Origin of the sequence: Nocardioides nanhaiensis, assembly GCF_039542785.1 — a bacterium.
Classification (GTDB): Bacteria; Actinomycetota; Actinomycetes; order Propionibacteriales; family Nocardioidaceae; genus Nocardioides; species Nocardioides nanhaiensis.
In genome coordinates this window covers 718,210-733,324 of the sequence record NZ_BAABIM010000001.1, presented here as the reverse complement: position 1 = coordinate 733,324, position 15,115 = coordinate 718,210, and the positions used below count along the sequence as shown (strand labels likewise).

Sequence of the window (15,115 nt, the reverse complement as noted above, 5' to 3'; positions counted from 1 at the left end):
TCGGCTCACCGAGCCTCGGTACGGGAAATCAGCAGGCGGTGGAGATGGTGGCGTTGCTGGTGGTGGGGAGGCGGCCGGGAGTGACCTCGAGGTCGGTGTCCCCGTCCTGGCCGGCGGCGGTGCTCATCTGCCAGGTCACCTCGTAGCGCTGCCCCGGGCTGAGCACCACGGTCAGGGGCAGGACGGGGCGGCCGGCGAGGTCGGTGAGCACGGGGTCGGGGGTGGGCTCGCCGTCGAGCACCACGTTGCTCACCCGGCTGGCCGCGGGCGCCATCAGCTGGACCACCACCGCCTGCTGGCCGCGCTCGATCTCCGCGCGCTTCACCACGTCGTAGCCCGTCACCGCCTCGGGCAGGGAGGCCGCGTCGGCGGGTGCGGTGCTGGTGAGCACCAGGCGCCCCGAGAGGCGCTGGCGGTTGCGCTGGCAGTCCAGCGCCGCCACCTCCACCTGGTGCTCGAGGTAGTAGCTCATCTTCGAGCCCGTGCCGTCGTTGAGGTACACGCCCACCTGCGGGCGGGTCGGGTCGGCCGGCGTCAGCTCCCCCGCGATCGCCGTCCCGGCCACCACCGCTTGGTCCTCGGCGTCGAAGGAGTGCAGCCGCACCCGACCCTCCTCCACGCCGCGCACCAGGCCGCGGATCAGCCCCACCGGGTCGCCCGCGCCGTCGGCGAAGGCGTCGAAGGCGGTCTCGGCCACCTGGTTGAGGAACTCGTCCTGCACCAGCGGGTCCGGCTGGTTGAGGTACACCAGCGACTCCACCACGTCGACGACGTTGGTGGCGTTCAGCTCCACCCCCTGCACGGTGATCGGGCCGGTGGCCTCCAGCAGGTAGCTCAGAGTCACCGGGTCCACGGTGAAGACGCCGTCGAGCTCGCCGCCGAACCGCTCCTGCCAGTGCGCCCGCCACAGCTCGGCGGCGCGCGGCAGGTCGGGGGTGAAGTTGGCGTCCAAGAAGAAGGTGCCCAGCTGGGTGCCGTACAGCGCCTCCTCCTCGGCGCTCAGCGGCAGCACCGGCTCGTCGCGCCGCCCGAACGCCGCGCCCGAGCTCTGCTCCACGAGGTCGACGGCACCGTCCTTCGCCTCGACGAGCGAGACGTTGCCCGGCAGCCCGCCTCCCGAGCGCGCCTCGGCGTTGTTGAGGAAGACGTAGAGGTAGCGGCGGTCCTGCTCGGCACCCAGGAACGACGGCATCAGGCGGGCGGCCCGGGCGGCGACGTCGAGCGCCTCCGCGCCGGAGGCCACCTGGTCGCGCAGGCCCAGGTAGGCGGTGGCCAGGGGACCCACGAGGTCGCCCGGGTCGTGCTCGGCCAACCGCTCGGTGGCCTTCACGAAGGCTGCGTTGGCCTGCTCGGCTGGCTCCTCGAGCGCCGCGATCTGCTCCAGTGGGAACTGCCCGCCGCTGGGCGCGTAGGCGTCACCGGTCACCTGCGCGGCCGAGGCCAGCAGCGGCTCGACGCCGTCGCGCGCCACCTCGCTGAGCACCGAGCTGACCGTGGCCAGCGCGGCGGCGTCGTCACCCAGGAACGGGACCCGCTCGGTGATAGCCCAGGGCAGCGAGTCGGTGCGGTCGGCCGCGGAGTCGCTGGCCTCGCGCAGCTGGCCCAGCGCCCGCTCGGCGCGCTCGACGTCGCCCTCCCCCAGCGCCGCGCGCACCACGCGGGCCTGCTGCTCGGCGGTCTGCAGGTCCTCGTAGACCCCGCGCGCGGTCCACAGCGCCCAGCCGCCCAGCACCACGACGATCGCCAGCGTCACCAGGCCGCCACGGCGCAGCCGACGGCGACGCGTGGCGCCGCGGCGGCGGCGTCGGCGCTCAGCCACCGGCGGCGGGGGTGGCGGGATGGGGGGTGGTCACGGGGGTGGCTTCCTCGGCGAGTGGGGTCGTCGTCACAACGAGCATCCATCCTCGGCGTTAGCAGTCGCGGCCGGCTCGCCGTCACCTAGCCTGACCGCATGCACCGGCTGCGCAACGGCGTCCAGAACTACTCGTGGGGCTCCCCCGACGCCATCCCGCGCTTCCTCGGCGAGCGCGCCGACGGCAAGCCCGTGGCCGAAGTGTGGATCGGCACCCACCAGCTGCAGCCCTCGATGGCCGTGGACGCCGGCGGCGACGTCAAGCCGCTGCCCGACCTGGCCGGTGACCTGCCGTTCATGCTCAAGGTGCTCGCGGCCGACCGGCCCCTCTCGCTGCAGGTGCACCCCAGCAAGAGCCAGGCCGAGGACGGCTACGCCGAGGAGGAGCGGCTTCGTATCCCGCTCGACGCCCCCCACCGCGTCTACAAGGACGCCAACCACAAGCCCGAGATGGTCTACGCGCTGACCACCTTCGACTGCCTGATCGGGTTCCGGCCCACCGTCGAGATCCTGCGCGTGCTCGCGCCTCTCGGCACCCCGCTCACCCAGCGCCTGGCCGACGACCTGCGCGCCGACCCCGGCTTCTCCGGCATCGTGCGCCGCGTGCAGTGGCTGCTCTCCTCGGAGGTCACTGCTGCCCAGGTCGGCGAGGTCGTGGGCGCCTGCCGCGCCCTGGGGCGCCTGGGCATGGACATCAAGCGCGCCTACTCCACCGCTGTCGAGATCTCCGAGCACTTCCCCGACGACATCGGCGTCGTGATCTCGCTGATGATGAACCGGATGACGCTGCAGCCCGGCGAGGCCGCCTACCTCGAGGCCGGCATCATCCACGCCCACCTCAAGGGCCTGTGCCTGGAGGTGATGGCCTCCAGCGACAACGTGCTGCGCGCCGGCCTCACCGACAAGCACGTCGACCCCGAGGGCCTGGTCACCTGCCTCGGCGAGACCGGCATGGCCCGCGTCGCGCGGGTCAGCCCCGAGTTCGTGCTCGCCGACACCGAGGTGTTCAGCCCCGCCGACGTCGAGTTCGCCCTCGCCGTCACCCAGGTCAGCCACGCCGAGCCCGAGCGGGTCTCCGTCGTCGACGCCCCCCACTCACTGCTGATCTGCACCGGCGGCGAGGTGGAGGTGCGCAACCGCGAGGGCCAGTCCGTGCTGCTGACCCGCGGCGAGTCGCTCTACCTCAGCCCCGACGACCGCGACGTCGTCATCGTGGGGCTGGGCGAGGTGGCCCAGGCCTTCGAGCCCGCGCGGCGCGCGGTGCACTCGCGGCTGGTCGACCTCGCCTGAGCAGTCGGTCCTTGCGGGAGGGCGGTCGGGTCACCGGGTTCCGACACGCTCGTCGCTGGCGCTCCTCACGGCTCGACCAGCAGGGGGGTCGTCAGCGGCTGCCCTTGAGCGACAGGTAGATCATGATCGCGGTCCCGGTGACCAGGAAGGTCATGCCGACCGTCTGCATCCACATCGTGCGGCGTCGCTGGACGACCGGACTCGGCCGGCGTCGTTGTGCCATGTCCACGCTCCCAGGCTCGTCGACATGCTCCCGGGGAGATTGTGGGGCATGGGCGGCGTGAGCACGAGGGAATGGCGCAGATGACCCGGCCCTAACCGCAGGCCCTCCCGCGCGTTGTACCGGCGCAGCGACTCCGTTACGCCGTCCCCGGGGCTCCAGGAGCCCTACGATGCCAGCGGAGCACGACCCGCCCCCGTCATCCCCCCACAGCGACGCAAAGGCACCCCTGACACGTGGACTTCAAGCAGCTCTTCTCGGTGATCCGCCGCCGTTGGCTGGCGATCCTGGCCCTCACCCTGGTGGCGCTCGCCATCAGCGGGTTCCTCTCCTGGCGCGCGACGCCGATGTACGAGTCCAGCGCGCGGGTGTTCGTGACCGTCAACGCCACCGAGGGCGTCGACGCCGTGACCTCGGGCGTGCTCATCCAGTCGCGCGTGGAGAGCTACGCCGACCTGGCCACCAGCACCGACCTGCTCGACGACGTGATCGACGACCTCGACCTGGCCGACTCCCCCGAGCAGCTGGCCTCGCGGGTGAGCGCCAACGTCTCCGAGCAGACCTCGATCATCACCCTCACCGTGCGCGACGCCGACGCGCGGCAGGCCCAGCAGATCACCGACTGGCTCTCCTCGGCCTACGCCGAGTACCTCGCCCAGGTGGAGACCCCCGAGGGCGGCGACCGGGCGCAGATCATCGCCACCGTCACCGACGAGGCCTCCTACAGCGCGACACCGGTGAGCCCGCGCACCGCGATCAACCTCGCGGTCGCCGGCATCATCGGCCTGCTCGTGGGCCTGGGCACCGCCGTGGCCCGCGACCTGCTGGACCGCACCGTGAGCAGCCAGGAGCACATCGGCGAGGTGACCGACGCGCCGGTGCTGGCCAGCATCGGGTTCGACAAGGAGATCAGCGGCAGCCCGCTGCTCACCGACCTCGGCTCCTTCGCGCCCCGCACCGAGGCGTTCCGGCTGCTGCGCACCAACCTGCAGTTCCTCGACCTCGACGCCCAGCCCCGCTGCCTGGTGATCAGCAGCGCGATCCCCGGCGAGGGCAAGACGATGACCTCGGTCAACCTCGCGCTCGCGCTCGCGCAGACCGGACGCCGCACGCTGGTCATCGACGCCGACCTGCGCCGCCCCCGCGTGGCCCGGCAGCTGGGGCTCGACGCCGCCGTCGGCCTCACCACCGTGCTGGTGGGCCAGACCGACGTCCAGGACGCCATCCAGGTGCACGAGCCCAGCGGCCTGCACCTGCTGGCCTCCGGCGCCAAGCCGCCCAACCCCACCGAGATCCTGCAGTCCAAGGTGACCCAGGACCTCGTCAAGCGCCTGGCCGGCGAGTACGACATGGTCATCATCGACGCCCCGCCGCTGCTGCCGGTGGCCGACGCCTCCGTGCTCGCCACCTTCGCCGACGGCGTGATCCTCGTGGTGAAGCACGGCAAGACCACCCGCGACCAGGTGGCCGAGGCCATCGGACGCCTCAACCAGGTGGGTGGCCGGCTCTCCGGCGTCGTCGTCAACATGATCCCGCGCCGCTCCACCGGCTCCTACTATTACTACTACTACGAGGACACCTCGAGCGGTCGCAAGGGCCGGGCCGGCAAGGCTGCCAAGGCGCCCAAACCCTCGAAGGCCGAGCGGTCGGCCAAGCCGTCTCGGGCCGAGCGCAAGGCCGCCAAGCGGACCGAGACCCCGCGGCGCACGCGCGAGGTGGGCGACGCCGTGGCCACGCCGCAGGGCTCGCCGGTCACGCCCGAGGAGCTGCTGGCCCGCGCTGAGAGCGACCGGCGCCCGCGCGTCGAGAGCTGATGACGGAATCGGCCACCCAGGGGCACCGCGCCCTGGCCTCTCCGGTGCGGGTGCTGACCAAGGGCGCCTCCACCGTCAACTGGATCAGCTACATGGGCGGCGCACGGCACGACGTCGCCTACCCCCGCGTGCTCGAGGGCGAGCTGACGGCGGCCGGCTGGACCGCCGTCGTGCACGACACCTCGCTGGCCGCCGAGCACCCGAAGGAGGGGCTCGCCGGCTGGCCGCGTGACGTCGTCAACTTCAGCCCCGACGCCGTGGTGCTGCACTACGGCCACATGGAGTGCATCCACCTGCTGCTGCCGCGGGCCTTGCAGCGGCACGCCCAGAAGATCAACGCCCGACCCGGGCCGCTGCGCGACCCCTACCGGCAACGGGTGGTGCGGCCCGCCTGGCAGCTGCTGGCGCGCGGTCAGCAGCGGGTGGCCCCCCACGTGCCCGAGCAGGTCTTCCAGCGGCGGGCACGGCGCGCCGTGCTCGACCTCGAGCGGCTCGTGGACCGGGCCCTGATGGTGGGCGGCCCGCTGGTGCTGGTGATGGAGCTGACGCCGCCGGGGGCCAACTACGAGTCGTGGTTCCCCGGCATGGGGGCGCGCATGGCGGAGATGAACCGGCTGCTGCGCGCGATGGTCGAGCGGGTCGGGCGGCCCGAGGTGCGCTTCTTCGAGACCCAGCGGGTGATCGCTCCGCTGACGACGACCGGCGTCGACGTCAACCCCGACGGCGCGCACTTCACCCCCGCCGCCCACCGGCTGCTCGGCGCCGCACTGGCCGACGAGGTGGCCGGGTGGGTGGCGGAGCAGGGGCATCTGGCGCCGGCCACCGAGACCCTGCGAAGCGACGCCGCGCATTCCGGCACCTTCGGGGCCCCGCCTCGTTAGGGTGCTCGAGCGGCACCACGCGCCGGCCCCGGGCCCGGCCGGAGGAGCACCCACCCCCCACACCCGGACCTCCCCCGAGAACGAGCACGAAACGAAGGCGGACCCCCATGACCACCTCCCGCAGAGACCAGGCGCTCGCCGCGCTGCAGAGCTTCCTCACCGGCGCCAAGAAGCCCGCCGACGTCGACGCCGCCACACCGCTGTTCGCCGACGGCCTCGGCCTGGACTCACTCGAGACCGCCGAGCTCTCCGCCGTGCTCGAGGACGCGCTGGGCGAGGACCCCTTCAGCGCCGCCGACGAGATGCCGCAGACCGTGGGCGAGGTGCTCGACTTCTACGGCGCGAGCGCCGACGCCGGCGAGTCTGCCGCCGCCGCCCTCTGACGTGGAGACCTACGACCCGGCCGCCCACTACGACCGGGTGACCGAGGCGTGGGGGCTGCTGCTGGGTGAGGAGCTGCACTACGGGCTCTTCACCACCGGCGAGGAGCCGCTGGCCCGCGCCACCGCGGCGCTCACCGAGGCGATGATCGACGCCGCCCGGCTCGGACCCGGCCTGAGCGTGCTCGACGTCGGCTGCGGCTCCGGCGCGCCCGCCTGCCGGCTGGCGCAGGAGCACGGCGTCGAGGTGCTCGGCATCACCACCAGCGCGGTGGGGGTCGGCGCGGCCACGGAACGCGCCCGCGGGCTCGGCCTGGAGGGTGCCCGCTTCGAGCAGCGCGACGGCACCGCCAACGAGCTGCCCGACGCCTCCTTCGACCGGGTGTGGGTGATGGAGAGCTCACACCTGATGCCCGACCGCGAGGCACTCGTGGCCGAGTGCGCCCGGGTGCTGCGCCCCGGCGGACGGATGGTGCTGTGCGACCTGGTGCGGCGCCGCGAGATCCCCTTCCTGGAGCTGCGATCCCGGCGGCGGGAGTTCGCGGTGCTGCGTGCCGCCTTCGGTGCGGCGCGGATGGATCCTCTGTCCTCCTACGCCTCGCTCGCCTCGGCGCACGGGCTCCAGGTGGACCTCGAGCGCGACATCACCACCGAGACCCGCCCCACCTTCGACCGCTGGCTCGCCAACGCCGAGGCGCACCGCGCCGAGGTGACCGGCATCCTCGGCGAGCAGAGCGTGGCCGAGTTCGAGGAGTCCTGCCGGATCCTCGAGGCCTTCTGGGACGACGGCACGCTGGGCTACGGCATCCTCGCGGCGGGCAAGCCGGCGTGAGCTCCGTGACGGGCTCCGGCCCCGAGGAGCTGGTCGGGGTCGGCGACGAGTCGCTGGCCCTGAGCTTCAGCGAGCTGGTGTTCAGCGACGTCTCGCGGATCCGCCCCGGCACGGCGTCGTGGTTGCGGGTGCTGGTGCGGATCCCGTTCGAGCCCAGCGTGCCCGCCTCGATCCTGCTGCGCGCGCAGCAGTGCCTGCACCGCGCCGGACGACGTCGCCTGGCCGGTGCCCTGCGCACGCTGGGCAACCGCTGGGTCGGGGCCGACTTCGGCGCCGGCATGGTGGTCGGCCCCGGCCTGCTGCTCGCACACCCCGTGGGCGTGACGATGGGCTTCGGCGCCCGGGTGGGCTCCGGCGTCACGTTCGCCGGCGGGGTGGTGCTCGCGGCGCGCTACTACGACGCCGACGAGGCCGTCCGGCACGGTGGCGAGCAGAGCTTCCCCGTCGTCGGCGACGGCGTCACGCTGGGCGCGCACGCCGTGCTGGTGGGTGGGGTGCACGTGGGCCGCAACGCCACGGTGGGCGCCAACTCGGTGGTGCTCTCCGACGTGCCCGACGACACCGTGGTGCTGGGCGTGCCCGCCCGCCGGGTAGGGAAGCGGGAGCCCACCTCGTGATCGAGCTGGTCGCGCGCGCTGCCGCCGCGCATCCCGAGCGGGTGGCGGTGTTGACGCACACCTGCTCGCTGACCTACGCCTCGCTGCTGTCGCGTGCTCGCTCGGTGGCCGCCGCTCTGCGGTCTGCCGGGGTCGAGCGGTTCGCGGTGGTGGACGTCGAGGCCGAGGTGGTGCTGCCGCTGCTGGCCGGCGCCTCCCTGGCCGGTGCGGAGGCGTGCGTGTACCCGCCGTCCGAGGCCGCCGAGATCGGTGCTCTCGCCGAGCGGTTCGAGCACAACGTGCTGGTGAGCGACCGCGTCGACCTTGCCGGGTTGGCGGCCTCGGACGCAGTCGAGGTGGTGCCTACGGGGGCCTGGCTGACGGGCTCGCTCGAGTCGGACGACTCGGGCGACGCGCTGCCGTCGTCGCGTCCGCACTTGGTGCTCACCACCGGCACCACCGGTCTGCCGCGCGGGGTGCGCCACGACTGGAGCCGCCTGGTGCGCGGCGTCGAGCGCGTACAGCAGGTCCAGGACACCGACGACGACCAGCGGTGGCTGCTGGCCTACGGGTTGCACCAGTTCGCCGGGCTGCAGATCGTGCAGCACGTGGCCGCTGCGGCTACCACGCTCGTGGCGCCCGCGCCCCGCCGGCCCATCGAGGGGCTCGAGGCCATGCGGGCACTCGGCGTCACGCACGCCAGCGCCACCCCCACCTACTGGCGGTTCCTGCTGGCCCAGCTGCGCTCCGACGGCGGCTCGGTGCCCGCGCTGCGGCAGGTGACTCTCGGCGGCGAGGCCGTGCCCGAGCCGCTGCTCGGCCAGCTGCGCGACACCTTTCCCGAGGCGCGGATCTCGCAGATCTACGCCGCCTCCGAGTTCGGCTCCAGCGGGTCGATGCGCGACACGAGAGCAGGGCTCTCCGTCGACGTGCTCGAGCGCGGCGAGGACGCGCCGGTGGACATGAGGATCGTCGACGGCGAGCTGTGGGTGCGCTCAGCCACCGGCATGCTCGGCTACCACGGCGAGCCGCCTGTCGACCCCGACGCCTGGCGGCCCACCGGCGACCTCGTGGAGGTGGTGGGCGATCGCGTGGAGTTCCGCGGCCGCTCCAGCGAGATCATCAACGTGGGTGGCGTCAAGGTGCACCCGCTGCCGGTCGAGGAGCGCGTCGGCGCCGTGCCCGGCGTCGACGTCGCCCGGGTGTGGGGCCGCCCCAACCGCCTGACCGGCTCCATCGTCGCGCTGGAGGTGGTGGCCGCACCCGGCGCCGACCACGAGCAGCTGCGCGCCGCCATCAAGGAGGCGTGCGCCGACCTGCCCGCCGCCGCCCGACCGCGCAGCATCGCGTTCGTGGACCAGATCGCCACCCTCGGCAGCAAGATCCTCAGGAGAGAGCCGTGAGCACTGCACCATCCGCTGGTCCAGCCAGCGAGCCGCGCGTCGTCGTCGTCACCGGCGGCAGCCGCGGCCTGGGCGCCGGCATCGTGCGCTCCTACCTGGCCTCGGGCGACCTCGTGGCCACCTGCTCGCGCTCGAGCACGCCCGAGGTCGAGGCCTGGGCCTCCGACGCCGAGACGGCTGACCGGTTCCTCTTCGAGGAGGCCGACCTCTCCCAGCGCGAGGACGCCGACCGCTTCGTCAAGGCGGTCATCGAGAGATGGGGCCGCATCGACGTGCTGGTGAACAACGCCGGGGTCGCGCGTGACGGCATCCTCGGCATGGTCTCCGACGACGACCTCGACACCGTGATCGACCTCAACCTCAAGGGCACGCTGTACGTGACGCGCCAGGTGAGCCGGCGGATGCTGGCCCGGCGCTCGGGGGCGATCGTCAACATCTCCTCGATCGTGGGGCTCTCGGGCTACCGCGGGCTCGCGGTGTACAGCGCCACCAAAGCGGCACTCGACGGTCTGACGCGGGCGCTCTCGCGGGAGCTCGGCTCGCGCGGGATCACGGTCAACAGCGTGGCTCCGGGCTACCTGCGCACCGAGATGAGCCACGGCCTCGACGAGGACCAGCTGCAGCAGATCGTGCGCCGCACGCCGGCCGGACGTCTCGGGGACCCGGACGACATCGCACGGGTGGTGCAGTTCCTCACCGCGCCCGGGTGTGACTACCTGACCGGCCAGGTGATCGTCGTGGACGGGGGGCTGACGGCGTGAGCTCCTCCTCGAACCTCTCCCCCAAGCAGCGGGCGGCCCAGGTGCTGCCCGGCGGCGTCGTCGAGCGGCTCGACCGCGTGGTGTTCGCGGCGCGACGGGCGCGGGTGCGTGGCACCCGGCGCGCGGCGGGCGTCGTCGGGCTGAACCCCGACAAGCGCGACGACTACTACTCCGTGCTGCCCGAGCTGGAGCAGATCGAGCAGACGCGGGCACGGTGGGACAAGCCGTCCGGGCTGCCCGGCATCGACGTCGACCCCGACGCCCTGGGGGCGCGGCTGCTGGAGCTCGCCGACCGGTGGGAGGACGACTACCGGCAGCGTGCAGGGTCGTGGGAGACCAACACCTCCGGCGCGTTCGGCCCCGGCTACCCCGCCTTCGACTCGCGGACGCTCTACTACGTGCTGCGCGAGCACAAGCCGCGGCGCTATCTGGAGGTGGGCTCGGGCCTCTCGACCTACTACGCGCACCTGGCCGGTGCCGCCAACGCCGCCGAGGGGTCGCCGCTCGAGATCACCTGCGTGGAGCCCTATCCCTACGACGCGCTGCGCGGCATCCCCGACGTCGCGCTCGTGGAGGACGTGGTGCAGAACGTGCCCGTCTCACGCTTCGAGGAGCTCGAGGCCGGCGACGTGCTGTTCATCGACTCCTCGCACGCGCTCAAGATCGACAGCGACGTCGCCTACCTCTTCATGGAGGTCGTGCCGCGTGTGAAGCCCGGCGTGCTGGTGCACATCCACGACGTGCCCTTCCCGTGGAACACCCCCTTCCCCGCCGACTTCTGGCTCTTCGGCGAGCGGTGGCCGGTGTTCTGGCAGGAGGCGATGGTGGTGCAGGCGTTCCTGAGCCACAACTCCGCCTTCGAGATCCTGCTCTCCACCCCGCTGCTGCGCCACCACGACGAGTCGGTGCTCACCGGCCGCTTCCCCGACTACACCCCCCTCGCCGAGGACCCCAACCCGCCGTCGTCGCTGTGGATCCGGCGGCGGGACTGACGTCGCGGGTGGGGGTGGGGCGGTGTGTGAGTGACCCAATCGTGGCTGGGATCGGTCGCTGACGCACCGCTGCCGCGGGGCGGCGGTGCCTGGGTGACCGAACAGCCGCCAGAATCGGTCACTGACCCACCGCCGCCCGGAGCGGCGGTGCCTGAGATGCCGAACAGCCGCCGGGAACGGTCACTGACACACCGCCACCACACCAGCCTCAGCGGGTGGCCTCGACCGCCATCTGGGCGCCGCCCTCGTCGGTGCGCTTGTCGAGGTCCCGCAGGGCGGGGTGGGAGCTCTCGCTGAGGTCCCACTCCTTGGCCCCCGTGAACCCCGCTCGCTCGAGCTCGGCGGAGAGGGTGGCGACGTCGTAGAGGTAGCCGGTGTGGTGGCCGAACGAGGCGATGGGCACGCGCACGAGGTCGACGGGGTGGGCCACCGTCAGCCCCAACGACCGGTAGAACGTCCCCACCTCGCCGTCCACCGAGGGGGCGCCGGCGAGGTAGAGCTCCACGTGCTTGCGCAGGTCGGGTGTCACCAACCGGATGACGCCGCCGGGGCGCAGGCACCGGAACGCCTCGGCGAACATCACCCGCCCCGCCTCGAGCGGCACGTGCTCGATCATGTTGTCGGCGTAGACGAGCTCGAGCGACCCGTCCTCGAACGGCCACGGCGCGGTGGCGTCCAGGTAGTGGCGCGTGGTGGCGTTCACGTTGGTGATCAGCCACCCGGGGCGCTGCGTGAGCCCGCCGATCTCGAGCTTGATCGGGCGCGGCAGGTCGGCGACCGCCGAGGCAGCACGGCGCCGGGCCAGCGGCGTGTTGACGGCGAGCACGGCCGAGCGGACCACGGTGCGGATGCGGGGGTTGTCCAGGGGGTTCACGGGTTGCTCCTGACGGCGGCGGGGAGGTGGCGGGCGGGCCGGACGCCGAGCAGCCGCTCGGCGAACTCCTCCGCGGTGGCCGGGGGGACGGTGCTGCGACGGGTGCGGCCGGGCTCGCGGGCGAAGACCCGCGCGACGGCGGCGCCGATGCTGACAGCGTCCAGCTCGGCCAGCTCCCCACCGTCGGTGGCGACCAGCTCGCGGGCGCGCACCTCGGAGCCGGCGGTGACGACGGGGACGTCGGCGGCGAGCGCCTTGCCCATGATCCCCGAGGGTCCGTTGTTGGTGAGGGCGATCGGGACGACGTCGACGGCGGCGACCAACCGGTCCAGCACGTCGTTGGGGAGGAAGCCCTCGCGCACGATCACCCGGCCCCGCGGCTCCTCGGGCACGGACGCCGCCCACGCAGCGACGTCGGGGTCGAGGCCCCCGGCAAGCAGCAGGTCGCAGTCCAGGCCGGCCGTGCCCAGCGCCTCCCAGATCAGCGGGGCGTGCTTGCGCGCGGAGATGACGCCGAAGATCCCGGCGATCCGGCGGTCGGCGGGCAGATCCAGCTCCGCGCGCAGCGTGGCACGGTCGCGTGAGTGTGCCGAGCAGATGTCGGGGTCGCGGGCCCGCTTGACCACCCACCCCTCGGTCAGGTCGTCCCGGCCGGCGAACCCGGCGGCGCGGTGCAGCGAGCCGGTCCCCATGGCCGCCAGGGTGAGCGCGGCCTTGGGGACCCGCAGCTTCCAGCCCTGGACGTCGCGCAACCGCAGCTTGGCCGGGTAGCGCGTGAGCATGAAGACCACCCGTGGGGTCCGCACCCCGCGGAAGGCGCGGGGCGCCACCAGCCACCAGCGCTTGAGCGACTGGTCGGCGTCCATCACCACGGCGGTGGAGACCTCCGCCCGTCGGCACTCGTCCGCCACCGCCTCCGCCATCGCGCGGGTGGGCGGGTAGATCTCGTCGAAGATCTCGCGCACCGTCAGGCGCAGGGCGTCCAGCTCGCCGGCCAGGTACTCCGCGAACGCCGGCAGCTCGCGGACTCCTCGCGACGTGAGCAGCACGACGTCGTCGGTGCGCGCGGCCACCCGGGCCACGTTGGCGACGGCCTGGAACCGGTGCCCGCCGGGGTCCGGCTCCACCAGCACGGTCACCGCCACGCGCACACCTCCGGGGTCTTCCCGCCTCGGGGCGCACCGTCGGCGCCCGCCTCGACGTGCCAACGACCCCGCTGCCGCCGGGTCACGTCGCCACCCCGTGACGACGGGATAGGCGGCGAGGGCCCGGCCGGGTGAGCCGCCCACCCCCGGCCGCTCGCCGTCGCTCGAGCTCCTCGGTCAGGTTGCGCGCCCACCCGTCCGGGCTCAGTCGGGTGGCGAGCGCGCGGCTGATGTGCGACATCTCGGCGAGCCGCTCGGGCGTGACGGCGCTCATCCGGCACATCGCCTCGGCCCAGTGCTCCACGTCGCCGCTGGGCACCTGCCAGCCGTTGTAGCCGTCCTGCAGCAGGCCGGGCACGGCGCCGGTGAAGTCCGAGCAGAGCAGCGGGAGCCCACTCGCGGCCGCCTCGTGCACGACGGCGCCGTACGGCTCGATGCGCGAGGGCAGCACGAAGCACCCCGCCTCGCGCATCATCATCGCGACCTCGGCCGGGGCGCGGAAACCGTGGAGCCTCACCCCCGCAACGGTCTCCAGCAACGGCCGCATCGGCCCGATGCCGACCACGTCGAGCGTCCACGGATCGTCGACCAGCTCCCGGTAGCGGCGGTAGGCGGCGGCGAGCACGTCGGCGCCCTTGTGGTCGACCAGGCGGCCGACGGAGAGGAAGCTGCGCCGGCTGCCGAGCTCCTCCGCGTTCCGCGGGCCGGAAGTGAACAGCCGGGTGTCGGCGCTGATCGAACCCCGGATGACATCCGCGGGCCCGAAGCCCAGGCGGCGCGCGTAGAACTCGCTGCGATCGCTGGGCACCAGCGCCGCGTCGGCGACGTTGTCGACGTACCAGCGGTGGGTGGCGCGACCGAGCCACTGCCGCGGTGCGGCGCGCCACAGGTTGTCCATGATCAGCACCCGCACGACCGTGCTGGGCACGGCACGCATGACCGCGCGGTAGGCCTCGGCGAAGTTCCACGAGGTCATCAGGACGGCGTCGGGCGCGAAGTCCGACACCATGGCGACGAGCGACGAGGACTCCGGCGGCTCCTGCCAGGCGTGGACGCGGGCGAAGTCCGCGGTGCCCAGGTCACCGAACGCCGTGTCGGCCATCGCCCCGACGGCGACCTCGGGCGACCCGGGCGTCACCACGAGCAGCTCGTGACCCAACCGGGACAGCGCGTCGAACTCGGCGTGGAGGTAGCCGGTCATCCCGTTGATCAACAGGGCGATGCGCACGGGGGGTCCTTTGCGGGAGATCCAGGGTGCTGCACGGTGGGTGTGCTGGGGGGTGCGTTGCCTCGAGGGCAGCGGCACGTCACACTACTGGCGCCTCGCAGCGGCGGGGGCCGAACCTGGAAGGACGGCGGGTCGTGGTCGCACAGCGAGTCATGGGGGTCGCAGCGCGCGGCCTGGCCAGGCGCGGACTGGCGCTGCGCCGCCACCCCGCGGCGCGCCGTCAACGCATGCTGACCCGGCACGGCGTTGACCTGGTGCTCGACGTCGGGGCCGCCGGGGGCGGCTACGGCAGCGAGCTGCGCGAGTTCGGCTACCGCGGCCGCATCGTCTCCTTCGAGCCGATGCGGGCGGCGTTCGACCGGCTCACCGCGACGCGCACCGGCGACGACGCCTGGGACGCACACCAGTGCGCGCTGGGTGCCGAGCCCGGCACCGCCGAGATCAACGTCGCAAGCAACAGCGACTCCAGCTCACTGCTGCCCATGGCCGACCGGCACCGCGCCGCTGCGCCCGCCGTCGACTACGTGGGCACCGAGCAGGTACGGGTCGAACGGCTCGACGACGTCGCGGGGCCCCTCCTGTCGGCGAGCCGGCGTCCCTTCCTCAAGCTCGACACCCAGGGCTTCGAGAAGCAGGTGCTCGCCGGCGGCCCGGAGACGTTGGCGCGTTGCGTGGGACTGCAGCTCGAGCTCTCCTTCGTGCCGCTCTACGAGGGCGGCCTGCTCGTGGACGAGGCCGTCTCGATGGCCTACGGCGCCGGGTTCCACCTCGTGGGGCTCGAGCCCGGCTTCGCCGACCCCGACGGGCAGGTGCTCCAGGCCGACGGGGTGTTCTTCCGGGTGTGAGG

The 15,115-nt window shown here is 73.2% G+C and carries 15 protein-coding genes; 10 read left to right on the top strand and 5 right to left on the bottom strand.

The window, feature by feature from the left end:
• Positions 1 to 28 precede the first annotated feature (28 nt).
• A complete protein-coding gene (locus ABD948_RS03535) occupies positions 29 to 1,819 on the bottom strand; it encodes a DUF4012 domain-containing protein (RefSeq protein WP_345262707.1) in 1,791 nt (596 codons plus the stop codon).
• Between the two features lie 132 nt (positions 1,820 to 1,951).
• Between ABD948_RS03535 and manA the strand changes: the two genes are divergently transcribed.
• Positions 1,952 to 3,142 (top strand): mannose-6-phosphate isomerase, class I, encoded by a 1,191-nt coding sequence (manA, locus tag ABD948_RS03530; protein WP_345262705.1) that lies wholly within the window; start codon positions 1,952 to 1,954, stop codon positions 3,140 to 3,142.
• 91 nt (positions 3,143 to 3,233) lie between these two features.
• Here manA and ABD948_RS03525 read toward each other — a convergent pair whose 3' ends face one another.
• Entirely contained in the window at positions 3,234 to 3,365 is a 132-nt protein-coding gene (locus ABD948_RS03525; RefSeq protein WP_345262703.1) for a hypothetical protein, read from the bottom strand.
• Positions 3,366 to 3,598: 233 nt separating this feature from the next.
• Here ABD948_RS03525 and ABD948_RS03520 point away from each other — a divergent pair, with 233 nt between their 5' ends.
• From ABD948_RS03520 to ABD948_RS03485, 8 genes are all read left to right on the top strand, one after another.
• The gene (locus tag ABD948_RS03520; protein ID WP_345262701.1) at positions 3,599 to 5,176 is read left to right on the top strand and encodes a tyrosine-protein kinase domain-containing protein; all 1,578 of its coding nucleotides are present in this window, start codon (positions 3,599 to 3,601) and stop codon (positions 5,174 to 5,176) included.
• On the top strand, positions 5,176 to 6,057 hold the full coding sequence (locus tag ABD948_RS03515; RefSeq protein ID WP_345262699.1) for an SGNH/GDSL hydrolase family protein: 882 nt from the start codon (positions 5,176 to 5,178) through the stop codon (positions 6,055 to 6,057). Before ABD948_RS03520 ends, ABD948_RS03515 begins: the two co-directional genes overlap by 1 nt.
• Positions 6,058 to 6,164: 107 nt before the next feature.
• On the top strand, positions 6,165 to 6,440 hold the full coding sequence (locus tag ABD948_RS03510; RefSeq protein ID WP_345262697.1) for an acyl carrier protein: 276 nt from the start codon (positions 6,165 to 6,167) through the stop codon (positions 6,438 to 6,440).
• Between the two features lies 1 nt (position 6,441).
• Positions 6,442 to 7,269, top strand: coding sequence for an SAM-dependent methyltransferase (locus tag ABD948_RS03505; RefSeq protein WP_345262695.1), 828 nt, complete (start codon positions 6,442 to 6,444; stop codon positions 7,267 to 7,269).
• Complete coding sequence (locus ABD948_RS03500; RefSeq protein ID WP_345262693.1) at positions 7,266 to 7,886, top strand: serine O-acetyltransferase; 621 nt, start codon at positions 7,266 to 7,268, stop codon at positions 7,884 to 7,886. Before ABD948_RS03505 ends, ABD948_RS03500 begins: the two co-directional genes overlap by 4 nt.
• Positions 7,883 to 9,268 (top strand): class I adenylate-forming enzyme family protein, encoded by a 1,386-nt coding sequence (locus ABD948_RS03495; RefSeq protein ID WP_345262691.1) that lies wholly within the window; start codon positions 7,883 to 7,885, stop codon positions 9,266 to 9,268. The genes ABD948_RS03500 and ABD948_RS03495 overlap by 4 nt, the downstream gene beginning before the upstream one ends.
• Positions 9,265 to 10,029: a 3-oxoacyl-ACP reductase FabG gene (gene fabG / locus ABD948_RS03490; protein WP_345262689.1), complete on the top strand. Its 765-nt coding sequence runs from the start codon at positions 9,265 to 9,267 to the stop codon at positions 10,027 to 10,029. The genes ABD948_RS03495 and fabG overlap by 4 nt, the downstream gene beginning before the upstream one ends.
• A complete protein-coding gene (locus ABD948_RS03485; protein ID WP_345262687.1) occupies positions 10,026 to 11,021 on the top strand; it encodes a class I SAM-dependent methyltransferase in 996 nt (331 codons plus the stop codon). Before fabG ends, ABD948_RS03485 begins: the two co-directional genes overlap by 4 nt.
• Before the next feature lie 208 nt (positions 11,022 to 11,229).
• On the opposite strand, the gene ABD948_RS03480 is transcribed toward ABD948_RS03485, so the two are convergent.
• From ABD948_RS03480 to ABD948_RS03470, 3 genes are all read right to left on the bottom strand, one after another.
• Positions 11,230 to 11,895, bottom strand: coding sequence for a class I SAM-dependent methyltransferase (locus ABD948_RS03480; RefSeq protein WP_345262685.1), 666 nt, complete (start codon positions 11,893 to 11,895; stop codon positions 11,230 to 11,232).
• Positions 11,892 to 13,040 (bottom strand): glycosyltransferase family protein, encoded by a 1,149-nt coding sequence (locus ABD948_RS03475; RefSeq protein ID WP_345262683.1) that lies wholly within the window; start codon positions 13,038 to 13,040, stop codon positions 11,892 to 11,894. Before ABD948_RS03475 ends, ABD948_RS03480 begins: the two co-directional genes overlap by 4 nt.
• Before the next feature lie 82 nt (positions 13,041 to 13,122).
• Entirely contained in the window at positions 13,123 to 14,268 is a 1,146-nt protein-coding gene (locus ABD948_RS03470; protein WP_345262681.1) for a glycosyltransferase family 4 protein, read from the bottom strand.
• A gap of 134 nt (positions 14,269 to 14,402) precedes the next feature.
• Here ABD948_RS03470 and ABD948_RS03465 point away from each other — a divergent pair, with 134 nt between their 5' ends.
• The gene (locus tag ABD948_RS03465; protein ID WP_345262679.1) at positions 14,403 to 15,113 is read left to right on the top strand and encodes an FkbM family methyltransferase; all 711 of its coding nucleotides are present in this window, start codon (positions 14,403 to 14,405) and stop codon (positions 15,111 to 15,113) included.
• Positions 15,114 to 15,115: the final 2 nt, after the last annotated feature.